Genomic DNA, 17305 nt, shown 5'->3' with positions numbered 1-17305 from the left:
AACACCCTACTTAATTGCTTCGGAGAGAGATTCTAAGGAGATAAATTGTTTCACATCTAATATTTCGATCAATACCAGTTCTCCGCTGCTAGAATAGTGCAGAATCATTTGCCCTTCATCTTCGGCATAGGCGATCGGGCTATCGGAAATTTCGATCAGCATCGCATCTACATCTTGGCTGTATCTAATCTTTTTCATATCTTGACCTCTTACCCGGATAAGCAGTAATTACTAAAATTTTATCATTATATTCTTGGTAAACCACTCTCAGGACAAGTCCATTCAATCTTTGTTGACAAATAAACTTTCCTTCACCACTTGATTCTAACTTACTAGGAGTTCTAATAGTTTCCGAAATCAAATCTGTTGATATTGTCACCCCGCGACTTTCTAGAATTTCTATTTTTAGTAAGGCGTGTTGACTGAATTCAATCCTTTTTATCACCTTTATTTCCTGTTTAATTATCGTTTTTACCCGGATGTAAGATGGGCATTGCCCACCCTACAATTAGTTTTAATTAGCTAGAGAAGTCTCAGTAATCGCACTTTTGGTCTCTGCTGTTTTCAATTCTGCCAACTTGTCCAAAATCTCCACAACTTCTCGTTCAAATATCACCTGAGCGCGATTAGTGCGCCCGCCGACGTATAGCTTGCCATTTTTTTCCAAAGCCCAAATCTGCGAGTGAGACAGATAGCTCATCATCACGCTGAGCATTAGCAACCCAAAGCCAGTATAAACGAGCGGAATTCCTGGATCGGCTTTAATTTGCAATCCCGTGCTGCCAACAACTTCATCAATTGCCAGCATCACTCCGTTAACTTCCACCGCTGTACCGGCGCGAACTGTAGTTAACAATTTGCCATCAGTACCGTAGACTAACATTGTACCTTGCAAGTCCTTTGCTAGCAGAGAAACTCCTGCACTCAAATCTGGTTTTGTCGGAATCCAAGCACCCCAAATTCGGCCTTTACCTTGGGTATCTAACTGAGCCATTGGCAATTGTAAAACCGGGCTTTTGTTGAGGCGAACTCGGACAGCGGCTAGGCTCCAATCTGCTTGATAAAAGGTTACTCCCCGGTATCTGAGGGGCTCGTTAACGTGAATGGTTTTCCGATCGACCTCTTGGCCTGTTTTGTCCAAAACTGACAGATCCGAGTAAAATTGGTCGATCGCCCCGCTCGGACTATAATCGATCCAGAACCGATTCACACGCACCGACCAATCCTTCGGTATTTGTGGCCCCGCCCAAGGCCCAGCATCAGTGATATTCTGCACCCGAAACGTTTCACCGCTAGGAACCAATTCTTGACCCATAAATCCAGTCATCGAGCCAAAGATCGACCCAGCTAAAATAATTAGCATACTCGCGTGAACAATAATCGGGCCGATTTTACCAATTATGCCCTTGCGAGCATAAACTTTTTCACCTTCTCGAAATATGCGGTAATTTTTTTGCTGCAAAAGTTGTTCTAACGAACTCAAAGAACTTGTTTCTAATTCCGCACTGAGAGCTAATTTTTCAAACTGCTTCGGTTCTTCATAAAATTTCCAGCGGCGGGCGGCTTTTAGGGCAGGAAATTGTCGGGTAAAAGTGCAAGCTGTCAAGCTGCTGCCGAACAAAATTAGGATTGACAAAAACCACCAAGTGCGGTATACGTGGTCTAGTCCTGAAATCAGCACAACTTTCCAAGTTAGGAAGCCGAACAAAGCCGGGTGTTCTGGATAGTTGGATTGGTAAAATTCTACAGATTGACCTTGTTCGATGACGGTGCCGGAAATGCTGAAAAATGCGATCGCCAGCAGCAAGATAATTGCCAGCCGCAAATCTGCCAGCACTGGCAAAAGTTCTCGCTTGAAAAACTTTAGAGGCGCAGTCGCCCAGTCTGATAATTTAGATAGAAATACTTCTTTTGATATCATTGGTAATTGGTAATTGGTAATTGGTAATTGGTAATTGGTAATTGGTAATTGGTAATTGGTAATTGGGTAACACACTACCAATCACAACTAATTAATTCTCTGTATCCTTCAATTTTGTATTGTTTTCGGTAATTCTTAAAGGACTGAAGTCCTTACTACGAACCTTACTACGAATCTTACTGCGAATTTTAGGCGGGAAGAATGCGGGAAAGCAGAGAAAACACGCCAAATCCTACTAATAAAACGCCACTAACAGGCGTAATCCAACTCGACCAACGGCGCAATTCTAACAACTTTTTAATGCTCGCGGTAAAAGTACCTGCTACAATCAGCGGAGCCACGTAGCCCGCAGCGTAAAACAGCAGCAACACACCGCCTAAAACTAGATCTCCAGTTTTGGAAACCCAAGCTAAAAGGGTAGCTAAAACCGGCGTGCTGCACGGAGAAGCTACTAAACCAAAAGTTAAGCCTAATAAGTACGATCGCACGCCCGCAGGCAAATCTTTCGGAACCCAGCCCACAGCGTCAAAAGACGGCATTTGTAAGGGTAAGGCTTCCAGTAAATTCAGCCCCATTAAAATCGCGATGATGCTGACAACGATCGGCAAACCCAGACCAATTTTGCCATAAACTTGACCAGCAAATGATGCTACAATGCCTAAACCCGCAAGAGTTGTCGCCAATCCCAGGGCAAACCATGCCGACTGGGCAGCAGCTTGCAGGCGGCTTTTTGCTTCGTATCCGCCGATGTAGCCGATCGTGATCGGCAACATGGAAAGCATACAGGGCGTCAAGCTCGTTAGCAACCCTGCCAGAAAAATCACTCCGACACTGACTAAACTCAGGTGTGTCAGTTGAGTGTTGACTAAATTATTAGCAAATTGTGCGAGTTGATAAAGTTGGGTTTGCAGGGTTTCCATCGGTCGATTTTAGATTTTAGATTTTAGATTTTAGATTGACTCCGGTGTCATCGAATTGAGATTTTAGATTTTAGATTGACTCTACAGATGAATCTGGGATATTCAACTAAATATCTATTTTTTCGGTTCTCCACGACTTAAGTCGGGGCTTATATCCCTATGCAAGTGAGTTCCGGCGAGTGTGATGTTCTGGCTATGTTGAAAATTGTAACAGATTCGGGTCGCTTCGGTTCAAGATTTGAGATGTGAGCGCGATCGCCTGATTGAGAGTGCTCGCGGGCGATCGTCAACTGCGATAATAGACTTGTTGCAAAAATAGCTAGGACGGGTTCGCCAGCCCATCCACAATTTTTTTTTCTTGTGGGATGGACAGACGAACCCGTCCGAAAATTTGATTCAAAGGACTTTGGCAATTCCAGCCCAATAAGCATCGCGAATTAAATAATTTATACATATTTGTGGGATGGGCGTCCCGCCAGTCATGAGAGGACGGGCGGGACGCCCATCCCACAAAAACCATCAATTTGTAAGTTATTTAATTCTCATTCCTAAGTGATTGCAAGATTATTCACCTTTTCCAATAATCTAAATCATCAAGATAGAGTCATGTTGCCATTTTGGCAGGTTTCAAATTTAGCTAAGCGGACTCCAATAAGTTCTGGGTTTAAATCAGCCTGTAGATCTATAGTGGTTCTCAAAAAAGTGAGGTACGTTGTTGGGATGCGAGCGCTCTTATATTTATTATATAGTAAGCGAGGTCGCATTAAAAACTCCATTTATAGTCATACCTCATCTTTCTAAGAAAGGCTATATGTATTAACCAAAGTGTGGTCTTAAAAATTTAAGTAGATAAATACACTAAACGCTCTTCTAAACCCGGTTTGTGCGAGAAATATTGGTGTGGAAGCGCAGTATTTAAGAAGAAACCGGGTTTCTCACCCGCGCGTGTAAATCCTAAAATATCAACAATTTGAGTTGGTAAATCAGCACCAACACCAAGATTCCTTGTCTGAGGTGCAATACGATGAAAGCAATCTCTTTGAGGCTGAGATTGCTTTCATCGCACGGCTAGCCCAGGAGAGATTTTGGTTAAAATGCGTCCAGGATTGCCAATAGCAGTTAAGTAGACTCTAGGGGAGCCATTGTCAGCCCAGCACGGCTCAATTGCATATGATAAAGTTCTGCTTGCTCTTGCGGGCCAACCCAGACGGTGGCCTGGCCTTCGTTGTGGATTTGGTCGGCGAGTTTCCAAGCTCGATCGCTCGTCATGCCTGGAATGTACTTAGTCAGACATTCCACAACGTGCTGAAACGTGTTGAAATCGTCGTTGAGGACTATTACCCGATAATTTGGATAAGGCTTGCGGGTAACTTGACTCGATCGAACGGGTGCTATGGTTGGTGAAGAGGTCATCGCGCGAACAGCCACTGAAACTACAAAATTTGTAAAAGAGTTACCGATAGCACTATAACACAATTTGAGATTTCTGAACCGAACTCGGCACTTACTGTCCCCTTCGCGGATTTTAGATTTTAGATTCGGGAATGACTTACGGGATTTTGAATGGGAGCATCTCAGTTTTGCATTTACTATAGTGCTATCCCCGAAGAGCGAGTATTGCAGCACTCGCGAGCTCGCGACAGGGCGCACTATAATAATTAATTTTTTCAAAAAAGAGATGCTCCCTTTTGAATTCCTCCACTAAAATACCGGTTATTCGCAAACAGTATCAGGATTTTAGATTTCCTGTACGATAGCAACTGCATTGGCAAAATACCATTTTCAGATTGGATTTGCGCCGCCAGATTGGCGACGCTTTGACGCATTGTTCGATCTGTCATAGCCTGTTGAATCGCTTTTATAAGTCGTTCAACTCAACAGCCTAAAGTTTTGCTAAGGCTCGATCGATATGCACTTTCATTTTTTCGGCCAAGACAGGGACATTGGGTTCTTGAAGAATACTTAGATGATCTCCAGGGATATCATATATGTCTAATCCTCCAACTGCCAGATCCTTCCAGTTTTCCAAAGTGCTAAAGTGACTTTCATCCTTCGCTCGGAACAAAACCGCCCTGCCTGGATAAGGTTGTGGCTTGTAACTGTTGAAAGCGTAATTCCGAAACTCTACTCCAGGATCTACCTTATGATTATTAATCATCATGCCAGAAGTCGATTTAGTCTTCGATTTTAGGATCTTTTTTAACAAATAGGGAAGCCCTTGTTGGCGCAGCTTTTTGAGATGAAAAGCCAGCTTCTGGCTGAATGACAGTTTGTTTTTTCCTGGAATCGCACTATCCAAAAGACCCAGTAAAGCTACCTCCTCACCCTGTAAATGAAGTAGATGTGCCATTTCAAAGGCTACTAAGCCACCTAATGACTCACCCGCTAGGAGGTAAGGCCCTTTAGGTTGATGTTTTTGGATTTCTTTGAGATAGCGAGTTGCCATATCTGCAACACTCACTAAATCCGTTGGTGATTTGTCAAGTTTATCCTTTTGGAACATACTGACTTCCTCGTTGAGATAAACTCCATAACAGGTCTGGTCTTTGCCGAGGTGTCTTGACAAATCATAGTAAAGAAATATGCCGTAAATGAAGAATAAAGGTAGTTTGGAACTGCCTTCCTGAATCGTGACTAAAGCCTGTGCAGAAGACAAACATCCTTCTTCGCGAAGGGTGTTAGCCAACTGCTGAATCGTTGGTGATTGGAAAAGAATAGCTAAAGATAGCTCTTTCTTGTAGGTTTCCTCTATTTCACGAATTAGCGATATCGCTAATAGGGAATGTCCTCCCAACTCGAAAAAATTATCTGTGGTACTGATGGGTGAAGTATGCAATACTTTTTCCCAAATCTTGATGAGTTGAATTTCCAAATCATCCTGGGGACGGGCCAATTCTCTTGGCTTTTCTTGCTGTACTTTATTTGTCGTCTCGGAGGGAGCGGGAGGATTGGGTGTGGCGGATTCGACTGGTTTTGCTTCGCGAGATTGTTCGGGTACGGGTAGAGCTTTACGATCGACCTTACCATTAGGTGTTAGGGGTAGAGCTTCCAAGAAAACAAAGATAGATGGCACCATATATTCTGGTACGTACTCCTTGAGCAGACTTCGCAGTTCTTGAATGGTGGGGTTCTGATTGTTGAGGGAGACAATATAGCCTACTAGACGCTTGTCGCCTGGAACATCTTCCCTGACGATGACAACGGCCTGCTGCACCTTGGGGTGTTTGACCAAAACAGACTCGATTTCACCGAGTTCGATCCGAAAACCGCGAATTTTGACTTGAAAATCTAGGCGACCCAAACACTCAATATTTCCATCTGGCAAATAACGCGCTAAGTCCCCCGTCTTGTAGATTCGTTCGCTTTCCCGAAATGGATTAGGAATAAATCTCTCTGTGGTTAAATCGTCACGCTGCAAATAGCCCCGGGCTAATCCTGAACCACCAATATGTAATTCCCCAGCCACCCCAATGGGAACGGGTTGCAGGAGAGGATCTAAGATGTAGATATCGGTGTTGGCGATCGGCTTACCAATTAAAATTCGCTGTTCGGCATCTTTGACTTGATAAACCGTTGACCAAACTGTTGTTTCTGTCGGCCCGTACATATTCCAAAGTTCTGTACCTTTGGTTAACAATTGGGCAGCCAATTCTTTGGGCATGGCTTCCCCACCGGAGAGCATTTTCATCCGGGACTGACCTTCCCAACCCGGTTCCAGCAATAATAATCGCCAAGTCGCTGGGGTAGCTTGCAGGATCGTAATCCCCAATTGGACGATCGTCCTTAATAACTTTCTGCCATCCATGGCAGCTTCCCGACTCAGGATGACAACCTGCGCTCCCACAGTCAGGGGTAAGTACAGTTCTAAGACTGCAATATCAAACGAGAGTGTGGTGACAGACAGCAAAATATCCGCCTCACAGATTCCCGGTTGCTCGCGCATCGAACGTAAAAAATTGACTGCGCCGCGGTGAAGAACTTGTACGCCTTTGGGCTTACCCGTAGAACCAGACGTGTAAATGACGTAGGCCATATTTTCTGGCGTAACACTTGCGATCGGTGTTTCCTGACTCTCTTGGGCAATGAGAGACCAATCCGCATCCAAACAGATGACCAATGCTTCTTTGGCTGCTTTGGTAGGCAGGTTCTTGACAAGCTGCTGTTGTGTTAACAATAGTTTGGCTTCGGAATTCTCGATCATGTATTCCACGCGATCGTCCGGGTAGTTCGGGTCTATGGGAACATAGGCTCCGCCCGCCTTCAGCACACCTAATAATCCCACCAGCATTTCCAGAGAACGATCGACACAAATGCCAACTAAATCATCTGGTTTTACCCCTTTTTTTTGTAAATAGTGGGCTAGTTGATTGGAGCGTTGATGCAGTTCTTGGTAAGTTAATGTTTGACCTTCAAAGGAAACCGCAATTTTCTCTGGAGTTGCTTCTGCTTGTTGAGTCACTAAGTGGTGGAGGCATCGATCTTGTGACTCATCTGTTTGAGTCTGATTCCATTCCACAAGCAACAAATTTTTCTCTTTGTCTGGCAACAACGGCAATGCAGAAATCGGTTGTTCTGCATGAGCCACAATCCCAGCCAACAAAATCTGGAAATGCTCGTTCATTCGTTCAATGGTTTCTGCATCAAACAAATCCCTGCTGTAAGACCAACTCCCCTCCAATCCTTCGCTGGTTGGTTTTAAGTACAAAGTTAAGTCAAACTTCCCTTCGTTATTTTCAATCACCCAAGGACTTGCTGTTAATTTTGACAGATCGATCGTTTGGAAGGGAATATTTTCCTCAAAGACAAAGGTCACTTGAAACAGAGGAGAATAGCTCAAATCGATCTCGGGACAAAATTGATCGACCAACAAACAATAGGGTACATCTTGATAGGCTTGCGCTAACAAAACGACTTTCCGCACTCGTCCCAGAAACTCTAGGAACGTGGGATTGCCGGACATATCTGTACGAAGGGGGACAGCATTCACAAAATTTTCTGAATTCACACGGCTCACAAAAGGGGAGCCAACAATCACGTCTTCTGTACCTGTATAGCGATACAGCAAAATATTAAAGGCGGCTAACAGGGTTGTTGAGAGAGTGACCCCTTCCTGCTCGGCCAATATACCTAAGGCAGTCGCGATTTCCCCAGAAATGCCAAAAGACAGAGAAGCTTCCCGAAAGGATTGCTCTGGGGGGCGCGGTCGGTCAGTGGGTAGGGGTAATAAAGGAGGGGCTCCAGCAAGTTGTTTTTTCCAATAGGCTAAGGAGTCTTGAAGGGGGAGCTTTCGTACCTCTGACATCAGAGTTGCATAGGATGTTTCGTAGATTGCCCGATCGATAGATTGGAATTTGGGATCGTAATACAAGATTAATCTCAGGATCCCCAAGGCTGCAACCCATTCTTTAGCTCGTATATATTTCTGGATTTCGTAAGGCAATCGATCGCCAAAAAGCTTAGTCCAGTGTTTTTTTCCTTCTTCATAGGCAACTAGATATTCTTCTTTTTTAGTTTGTTCAACGTAACTCCATTGCTGAGAATGATCTCGAATTGCATGGATCAGAAAGTAGGTCGATTTACTGGATATATTATTGCCAGTGTAGCGATATTGAGAAACGACTTCACCGTGGAAATAGACAGGAAAATTACGGGCAATTCGCAAACATAAATTGTAATCTTCGATCGCTAATACACTTGGATCAAATGCACCGATAGACTCAATGGCGACAGTATCGAGGGCAGCACGGCGAAACATAATACAACCGCATTGAATCCTATGCCGGATAGCTAAAATAGTTTCATAATTAGCAACTTCAGGCTGATTCTCATATTTCTCTTCTACTTTGTAGGAGCCATCAGGTTGAATGGAATAGAAGAAATAACGACCAAAGACAAAGCCCACCTCTGGCAGGGCGTTGAGATGCTTGACTCCAATCTCGATCGCTTCAGGTAACAGGCAATCATCACTATCCAGGAAAAGAATATACTCTCCCGTACTAACCCGCAGACCAGTATTGCGTGCAGCCGCCACACCTTGGTTATTTTGATAGACGTATGTTACTTTCGGGTAGCGATCGCAGACTTCTTTCGTATCATCAGTAGAGCCATCGTCTACTACGATCACCTCAAACGGAGGGTAGCTTTGTTCCAGAATGCTCTCAATTGCTTCCGGTAAAAATTGGGCGCAATTATAAGATGGAATCACTACCGATACATTTTTTGTCATTTTCTAGACTCCCAAAGTTATGTTAAAAGTTTCTGCACCCAATATTTAAAATATATCTCTCCAGACATCTATCTGTCCACACATTTATCTGTCCCCACATCTATCTGTTACAACAAAATTGCTATAGCAAGGGGAAAAGTGCCGATTTTGCGAGGTCGGGAGGTCTTTACTATCCCTTCCGTCCCACACATGGCTCGATCTCCACAGGTTAAGATACCGTGCAAGGCAGTGGAAATACCTAAAATACCACACCTATTTTTACATCCATTTAAGTAGGTAGGTAGGCGAGATTAAATAAACTTTATTATGTAACAATATGTAAACAAGGCTAACGAGTGCTGCTAGATGTGTATTTGAATACTTTACAATCGTTTACATATTTGCATTTTACAGCGCCGACCTACTTAGTGGTCTACAATTAATGTTTTTCGCATTCTTAATCCTTGTATAGAAATGGTTACATCGAATTACATCATTACTTTTGCAGGACTAAGCGAACCTATTAAGTTATAGCGGTTCTCACAAAGATTCGCGGACGTTGTTGGGAAGAAGGCCCTCTTGATTTAAGCGTTTATGTAAGCTGTCAGCCATACCTCATCTTTTTGAGAAAGGCTATATACCATTTGTTAAAAATGATGCGACTGTATTTGCAGAGTGTGTCGCTCTCTTTCAATGCCAGGCATTGAATCGACTTTTCGACTGGCGATGCACCTTAGATATCGGGGAAAATCAACAAATCCAACAATTGTTATGTCGCACGATTTCTGAAAGATGGTATTAGGATAATCGGTAATCGATAGTTGGTAATCAGTAGTCGGAAATCAGAAAAAAGCTTTCAGGTTAAAAGCTTAAAAGCCCCTCACCAATTACCAATTACCAATTACCCATTACCGGTATTAGTAGCGAGAACTTCAGTCCTCGGAAACAAAAACTAAAGTCCCCACTACAAACCGATAAAAGTTCGTAGTGAGGACTTCAGTTCTAAAACTCAGATGTTACTAAGCCGCAGCCAAATTTGCTGCTGCGAAATCCCAGTTAGCCAAATTGTCTAGGAAATTAGCAATGTAATCGGGACGGCGATTTTGGAAATCCAAATAATAAGCGTGTTCCCACACATCCAAAGTCAGCAAAGGAGTTTGGCCGTGTGCTAGCGGGGTGTCAGCGTTAGCAGTTTTGGTAACTTTCAAAGTACCGTTGTCCACAACCAGCCAAGCCCAGCCGCTGCCGAACTGAGTTGTCGCAGCAGCCTTAAATTCTTCTTTGAATTTGTCGAAGCTGCCAAAGTCGGCATTGATTTTATCAGCTAAAGCTCCTGTCGGAGTGCCGCCGCCGCCCGCTTTGAGGGAATTCCAAAAGAAATTGTGGTTCCAAACTTGACCTGCATTGTTGAAGATGCCGGCTTTGGATGGATCTTTGGCAGATTCCATTACAATTTCTTCTAGGGATTTGCTGGCTAGTTCGGTGCCTTCAATCAGTTTGTTGAGATTGGTCACGTAAGCAGCATGGTGCTTGTCGTGGTGGAACGAAAACGTGTTGGCCGACATATGACCTGACTCTAGGGCGTCAGCGGCGAAGGGTAATGGTGCGAGTGTAAATGCCATTGTGTTCAATCCTCTCTTGGTGGCTTTTTTGGGTTGACTTTCCGGCTTTTGTATGATTTGAGCCTAGAGTCGCTAGCTTGAGTTTATCAAGCTCTCGTAATTAATTTTTGACAATTCTCATATTTTATCTCAGTTGCAGCATTTTAGAAGTTTGAATTCTACTTTTCACCAAATCTACTAATACCAGGTTTCACATAGCACAAACATTGCCTAAAAGTCAACCCGCCTGGGCAATATATAAAAGTTGGTAGGAAATTGTCACTAGACAGAATTTTAATGATGGTTATAAATAAATTAAACCTGTTTTTTATCAAATATAAGCTCAATTTAACTTAAGCTGTAAGCAAGTCCAACAAATTCCCGGAGCAGTCAATGGAAAACCGTTCAAATAACCAGACTAATTCCCCTCCTAAATGGTTGAATTTGAAACTAATAGTCAGCGGTCTGGAAACAGTTCAAGACTTAATTGTAATTTCTTTGTGTATTGGTTTGTTCTGTTTCATGGTACTGGAACTGCGAGAAATGTTTTTCTCGCTGCTGCCTCCTTTGAATTTTCAGCAAGTGACAGCAGACATTCTATTTCTCTTGGTTTTGGTGGAATTATTTCGGCTGTTAATTATTTATTTGCAAGAGCAGCGCGTTTCGATTGGTGTGGCGGTTGAAGTTTGTATTGTCTCAGTTTTGCGAGAAGTTATCGTGCGGGGAGTTCTGGAAACTCCCTGGGTTCAAATATTGTCAACAGGTGGATTTTTGCTGGTTTTGGGAGTGTTGTTGGTCATCCGAGTTTGGTTGCCGCCAACTTTTGAGGGAATTGACCCGGAACGCCGTTTTGCTAGCCGAAAAAGAAATCTGTCAGAGCCGGAATCTTCTTCAGAGCCTGTTGCGGTAAATAGTAAGTTCAATTCTCATTGAGTATGGCGAGACAGGCGATTTTAGATTTGCTCTACAGCTTGTCTGGTTACCATTTATCGTCTCTTGTAAAATAACCATGATAACTTTCGTTGTGAGGATTAAAGTCATCTGAAAATAGAGGGGAAGGGCTAAAGTCCTCACTACGAACCTATTTGATTGCGGTTCGCCGTCAGCACTTTATATCAATTCCGGTTGCATCTGAATTAATATTACCCGAAATCAGGACACGGCAGTGCCGTGTCCCTACGATTAATCACGGTAGGGAAACGGCACTGCCGTGTCCTCGCTTGTCATTCCGGCGCAGCCGGAATTGATATTAGTTCTCTGAAAATAGAGGGGAAGGACTAAAGTCCTCACTATGAAACTATTTGATTGCGGTTCGCCGTCAGCACGTTAGTTCTCTGAAAATAGAGGGGAAGGACTAAAGTCCTCACTACGAACCTATCTGATTGGGGTTCGCAGTCAGCACTTTAGTTCTCTGAAAACAGAGGGGAAGGACTAAAGTCCTCACTACGAACCTATTTGATTGCGGTGATTCGAGGTGACACAATATTAGCTGTTAGTCTGCAATTCGCCTAAACGAGCTAACACTTCTTTGGAGTGAATGGCGGGATTAACTTTAACAAATGTTTCCCGCAAAATTCCTTCAGGGTCAATAATAAAACTGTGCCGGGAAGAGATAAAACTCATCCAAGAACCGTAAGCTTTACTTATTTTGCCGTCGGTATCTGCTAATAGCGGAAATTTCAAACCTTCAGAATCACAAAATTCTGCGTGGGAGTTGACATCATCAGCGCTGATGCCGATGATTTGAGTGTTTTTTGCTAAGTATTTCGGCAAGTCTTGCTGGAATCGACGCGCTTCGATCGTACAACCGGATGTAAAATCTTTGGGATAGAAGTAGACTACGAGCCATTTACCGCGATAATCGGACAGCGAGATTTGCCCGTCGCCGCTGTTTGTCGGTAGACTAAAGTCTGGTGCGGCTTGATTCACCGCCGGCAGCTTGCCACCGAGGGCTAAGGCTGGAGGGGCAAAGTTGAAACTCAGAAGGGCTAGACAAATTGCCAATAAAGTGCTAAAAAACTTGCGCCGGGAAATCATAAATTAACAAGTAGAACTGTACTTAACACAAGTTTACAGTTTTCTGATTAAATGGGTAGGGGCAATTCGCGAATTGCTTCTAATAGTGACATACTCCTACACTGACGCTCGTACAGTACAGTGTAGGCTTCTCAGCGACTCCAGCTATTGCTTCGGACGTTAACTGAGCTTTAAGAACGGAATGCCCTACCGCTCTGTTTTTGATATTTATTGCTGCATTATGGTCGCGGTCAAGACTACATCCACAATGGGGGCAGTCGTGCCATCTCTCATGTAGCTTCTTAGGAACTTTAACGCCACAAGTAGAACAATCTTGACTTGTACCAGACGCTTTAACAGGGATAACCAACAAACCAGCATTTTCGGCTTTGTTTGTCAGTATCGACAGAAAGCTTGACCATCCGGCATCAAGAACAGATTTTGCCAACCATGTACGCGCAAGTCCTTTGACATTCAAATCTTCAACCGCGACAACATCATATTTTTTTAACAAGTTGTTAGCAGTTTTGAAATGAAAATCTTTACGTTTGTCGGCAACTTTTTTATGCTGCTTGCCCAACTGTTTTACCGCTTTTAATCTTCGATTGCTTCCTTTTTTACGACGGGAAACACGCTTCTGAATAACTTTTAAACGTTTTTGAGATTTGCGATAATGTTGAGGTATAGCAACAGTTTTACCCTCAGAAGTTGTCAAAAACTCCTTTAAGCCAACATCGATACCAGTTATTAAATCTGGATTGAAATCTGGTTTAATTGTTGGCACTGTCGCATCTTCCAGGCTGAGGGTTAAATAGTAACCGTCAGCTTTTTTAGTGACAGAAGCAGTTTTGATTTTGAAACCATTCGGAATGGAACGATGCAAAACAACCTTAACTTTTCCAAACATCGGAAGATTGATTAAATTGTTTTGCAAGCATCCATCCTTCATTTGAGGATAGGTAAAGGTTCTGTAGTGGTTGCGAGACTTAAATCTTGGTCTGCCACTACGTTTTCCGTTACTGTCACCCTTCAAGAATCTATCAAAAGTTACCTTGACTCTCTTGACAATATCCTGAAGAACCTGCGAGTAAATTTCGCCATACCAAGGATGAGTTTTCTTGAGGTTAGGTAGTGTTTTCTTTTGACTGTAGTAATCGGGATTGTCCCGTAATTCTGGAAGGTGACAAACAAGAGGACAAGCATTGATAGGACAACGATTTTGCTCGTACCAGTTAAATCTATCTGCCAACAAATAGTTATATTGAGCGCAAAGCATAGACAACCACCTGTCTAATTCTATTGCTTGTTGTTTGCCTGGGCGTAATTTGTACTGGTATGCCGTCCTCATTTGCTTTTACCTCCTGTTAGCACTATGGTAGCATGATTGTGTAACCATTGTGTAGCCACATGAAAAATAAACAATTAAGATTAAGGATGTCTGAGCGACGTTTCCATAAGTTACGGCTATATGCTGTTCAATCCGATAAGACAATGACTCAAGTCATTGAAGAGCTGATTGACTCATTGCCAACATCAAAGATTGGCAATGAGTCACCGACCGACATCGCTAATTGAACTGCGTTCAATATTGCTCGTCGGTCAATTCCTCATTGCCTCGCATTCATCCCACACTAACCTGAGTACAGGTATGGTGTGGGGATTCTGCTGTGCTTGCTAAATCTGAGTTACCCACCCCTTTGATGATTCGGTGTTTAAAACCGCTTTTATACAGAGGATGCCCGCTTCTGCTGGCTAGGAAATAAAGGGAACATTTAGCCAGGATTTGGTATCAAACCGAAATATCACTTACTCAAATAGCAATTTACTTATGAGCGCTGCACTCCCGTTAACAGGCAAAGTTACAGTAGTCCAGGTAATTAATGGTCAACCGGTGACGATCGAAGTAGACGGCACTAATGCGCCGATTACTGGGGGAAATTTTGTTGATTTAGTTGAACGTGGCACCTACGATGGGGTGATGTTTCACCGAGTTGTGCGCCAGCCGGATCCTTTTGTGGTGCAAGGGGGCGATCCGCGCAGCAAGGATACTAGCATTCCGGCGGGTCAATTGGGAACGGGTAATTTTATCGATCCGGATACTAATCAGGCGCGTTTTATTCCTTTGGAAATCAAGCCGCAAGGGGCGGCACAGCCAGTTTACAACCAAGTTGTCACGCAAAAGCCACAGTTGCCTCACACGAAAGGGGCGGTGGCAATGGCTCGTTCTAATAGTGGTTTAAATACGGCTTCTTCGCAGTTCTATTTTACTTTGGATGCTTTGCCGTTTTTGGATGGCAATTATGCTGTTTTTGGCAATGTAATTCAAGGTTTTGAGACGGTTAATGCGGTGCAGCAGGGCGATCGCATTTCGAGTGCCAAAGTTGTTGCAGGGATTGTCCCCAGTCGGGTTTCGAGTATTATTCCCAATGCTGCTGTGTTGAATAGTTTTGTGAATAATACTAATTTTGTAAATCTGCCTTTGCGATCGCTCAACTTGCCTAATACGCCGAACAACTATCAAGTCACTGCCCAAGACTCTCAGCAAAACCCCAGCGGCGTGCGCGGAGGTAGCGCCAACGATCGCATTATCGGTTCATCGATTGATGATGCCATCAACGGCGGCAAAGGCAACGACACTATCACCGGGGAAGCAGGCGACGATTTTCTCAGAGGTGGCAAAGGTAGCGACTTAATTAGCGGTGGTGTTGGCAACGATATTATCAACGGAAATTTCGGCGACGATACTCTTAATGGCGATGCTGGTAACGACTTTTTACGGGGTGGGCAAGGGAATGATGTCTTAAATGGTGGCGATGGCAATGATATTTTGATTGGGGATACAGGCAACGATACTCTCACCGGAGGTAGTGGTGCAGATACTTTTGTTTTGGTCGGAGTCGATCCTGCGAGTCTGCCTTTTATTCTGCTACTCCCAACGAATCATACAATACTTGATTTTAAACCAGGTGAAGGCGATCGCATTGCTTTGACAGGAAAATTATCGGATACCACATTCACTCAATCTGGCAGCGATACTTTAATTAACTTAGCTGGGTCTCCTGCTATTGTAAAAAATGCTACTGTCGATTCCGTCAGAAATGCAGTTTTTGCAATTCCTTTGTCTCCGATTGTTCCTCGTCCTAATGACCTACCCACTGGCGATGTAGCCTTAAGAATTGGGTAGTTTTAAGTGAATTGGGTTGAGTTCAACTCGACCCAATTTCTAATACTTTTCGGCTCAATATCCATATCTTTTATTAGATGCCAGCCCCTGGTTATACAATCTATTTTTTATGGCTTATGCCAAATTTAATTAATAACATAACTTTCTAAGTTTAGAGACAGCATCTTGATAGCAATCCATTCTCGATTGCTGCTTAAATAGCCCTGCTGCTTTCTGAAAATCCTCAAATGCTCCTTGAACTTCTCTCAATTTATATCTAGTCACTCCTCGGTTGAAGTAAGCTTTGGCAAAATTGCGATCGAGGCGAATTGCTGATTCAAAATCAGCTAGTGCTGCGAGGGAATTTTCCATTTGCAAGTGGATAGTGCCTCGGTTAAAGTAAGCTTGAGCCAAATTGGGGTTGAGCATCAGTGCTGAGTTGTAATCTGCGATCGCCCCAGCATAATCTTTTGAGCCAGCTAGCATAAACGCCCGATTGTTGTAATACTTGGCTCGATAGGGATTGAGTTCGATGGCGGTAGTTAAATCGGCGATCGCAGACTGTTTGTCGCCTAATCTGTAGCGGGCAACACCGCGATCGTTGTAAGCTGGTGCGAATTGCGGATTAATGTTTATTGTGGCGGTGAAATTTTTAATCGCAGCGTGCAAGTCCTTTTGTTCGAGACTTTTTAAACCTGCACTGTAAACCTTCTTGGTGCTAACGTCTAAATTTGCCTCTTGTCGCGCTTGGGCTTGCTCGCCCGAAAATACTTTACCTGAAGTATTGGCGAATCCCAAAAATTCGATCGAATTGAAAATAGTTGTGACAGCTAATTGACTCGGGAGAAAGGGGATAGTACGCATGGGAGGGCGGGTGTTTAACTGTATGCTCTAATTTTCTTGCATCTTTCAGCTACTGACAGTGATATCCGTACTCTCGGGGAGGTGATAAGTTTGAGGAGATTTGGTGATGCTCGGGGATTGATTTGTGTGATGACAGTTGGGTTTAGTTCGTGACGCCAGTCACAACCAAGGATAATTGCGTCTATAAACCGCTAAATTTCGTAGTTTTAAGCGAACTGAACAATTTATTTTTGCTAGCCAGATTCACCAGAGAAAGAGGGAGAGAGGAAGAGGTTGAGAATATTTGACGCTGGAGGAGAATAGTTTATTAAAATATACAATTTAAATGGGCAACAGCTTCTTGCATTGTCGCAATATATGCTATCAGTAAATTCCGATCGCACTTGCGAGCATCTGATACAGGGTTTAGGGAAAAAAAATCTCTAGCACCGACGCATCTGTGAAGCAACCCATTTTCTAGGTAAGAGGATTCACCCGCGACTCGCCGAGTTAAGTTGGGGGCTGGGCTAAGGGCGATCGACATTTCACTGATATTTTTGAGTAATATTGCCGATGAAAGTTGCTTATTCTTTGATATGCTCTGATTACACATCAAGAATCTATTGCAATTAGTGT

Annotated in this window: 12 protein-coding genes; 2 read left to right on the top strand and 10 right to left on the bottom strand. The window is 43.4% G+C overall.

Annotated elements, in window-relative coordinates; translation table 11 throughout:
- Positions 1-6 precede the first annotated feature (6 nt).
- The 7 genes from JGK36_RS02055 to JGK36_RS02025 form a co-directional block, all read right to left on the bottom strand.
- Complete coding sequence (locus JGK36_RS02055; RefSeq protein WP_293176466.1) at positions 7-198, bottom strand: DUF2283 domain-containing protein; 192 nt, start codon at positions 196-198, stop codon at positions 7-9.
- Positions 185-445 carry a DUF4258 domain-containing protein gene (locus tag JGK36_RS02050; protein ID WP_293176464.1) on the bottom strand — a complete coding sequence of 87 codons (261 nt, stop codon included), beginning with the start codon at positions 443-445 and terminating at the stop codon, positions 185-187. The genes JGK36_RS02055 and JGK36_RS02050 overlap by 14 nt, the downstream gene beginning before the upstream one ends.
- A gap of 69 nt (positions 446-514) precedes the next feature.
- Positions 515-1921 carry a cytochrome c biogenesis protein gene (locus JGK36_RS02045; RefSeq protein ID WP_293195951.1) on the bottom strand — a complete coding sequence of 469 codons (1407 nt, stop codon included), beginning with the start codon at positions 1919-1921 and terminating at the stop codon, positions 515-517.
- A gap of 188 nt (positions 1922-2109) precedes the next feature.
- Positions 2110-2841, bottom strand: a complete 732-nt coding sequence (locus tag JGK36_RS02040; protein ID WP_293145339.1) for a cytochrome c biogenesis protein CcdA — start codon at positions 2839-2841, stop codon at positions 2110-2112.
- A gap of 1119 nt (positions 2842-3960) precedes the next feature.
- Complete coding sequence (gene clpS / locus JGK36_RS02035; RefSeq protein WP_293145351.1) at positions 3961-4254, bottom strand: ATP-dependent Clp protease adapter ClpS; 294 nt, start codon at positions 4252-4254, stop codon at positions 3961-3963.
- Between the two features lie 469 nt (positions 4255-4723).
- Entirely contained in the window at positions 4724-9067 is a 4344-nt protein-coding gene (locus JGK36_RS02030; protein ID WP_293176462.1) for an amino acid adenylation domain-containing protein, read from the bottom strand.
- A 998-nt stretch (positions 9068-10065) separates the two neighbouring features.
- Positions 10066-10668, bottom strand: a complete 603-nt coding sequence (locus JGK36_RS02025) for a superoxide dismutase (RefSeq protein ID WP_293176460.1) — start codon at positions 10666-10668, stop codon at positions 10066-10068.
- 372 nt (positions 10669-11040) lie between these two features.
- Here JGK36_RS02025 and JGK36_RS02020 point away from each other — a divergent pair, with 372 nt between their 5' ends.
- On the top strand, positions 11041-11580 hold the full coding sequence (locus JGK36_RS02020; RefSeq protein ID WP_293195865.1) for a phosphate-starvation-inducible PsiE family protein: 540 nt from the start codon (positions 11041-11043) through the stop codon (positions 11578-11580).
- A gap of 552 nt (positions 11581-12132) precedes the next feature.
- On the opposite strand, the gene JGK36_RS02015 is transcribed toward JGK36_RS02020, so the two are convergent.
- On the bottom strand, positions 12133-12684 hold the full coding sequence (locus JGK36_RS02015) for a peroxiredoxin (protein WP_293195862.1): 552 nt from the start codon (positions 12682-12684) through the stop codon (positions 12133-12135).
- Positions 12685-12763: 79 nt separating this feature from the next.
- A complete protein-coding gene (locus tag JGK36_RS02010) occupies positions 12764-14011 on the bottom strand; it encodes a transposase (protein ID WP_293195860.1) in 1248 nt (415 codons plus the stop codon).
- Between the two features lie 480 nt (positions 14012-14491).
- Here JGK36_RS02010 and JGK36_RS02005 point away from each other — a divergent pair, with 480 nt between their 5' ends.
- Positions 14492-15847 (top strand): peptidylprolyl isomerase, encoded by a 1356-nt coding sequence (locus JGK36_RS02005; protein ID WP_293176451.1) that lies wholly within the window; start codon positions 14492-14494, stop codon positions 15845-15847.
- Positions 15848-15976: 129 nt separating this feature from the next.
- Here the strand turns inward: JGK36_RS02005 and JGK36_RS02000 are convergent, their stop codons facing one another.
- On the bottom strand, positions 15977-16690 hold the full coding sequence (locus tag JGK36_RS02000; RefSeq protein ID WP_293176449.1) for a tetratricopeptide repeat protein: 714 nt from the start codon (positions 16688-16690) through the stop codon (positions 15977-15979).
- Between the last annotated feature and the right edge of the window lie 615 nt (positions 16691-17305).

The organism is Microcoleus sp. PH2017_35_SFW_U_B (genome assembly GCF_020737865.1).
Classification (GTDB): Bacteria; Cyanobacteriota; Cyanobacteriia; order Cyanobacteriales; family Microcoleaceae; genus Microcoleus.
The sequence above is the reverse complement of the archived record's forward strand: the minus strand, read 5'-3'. Positions and strand labels throughout refer to the sequence as shown.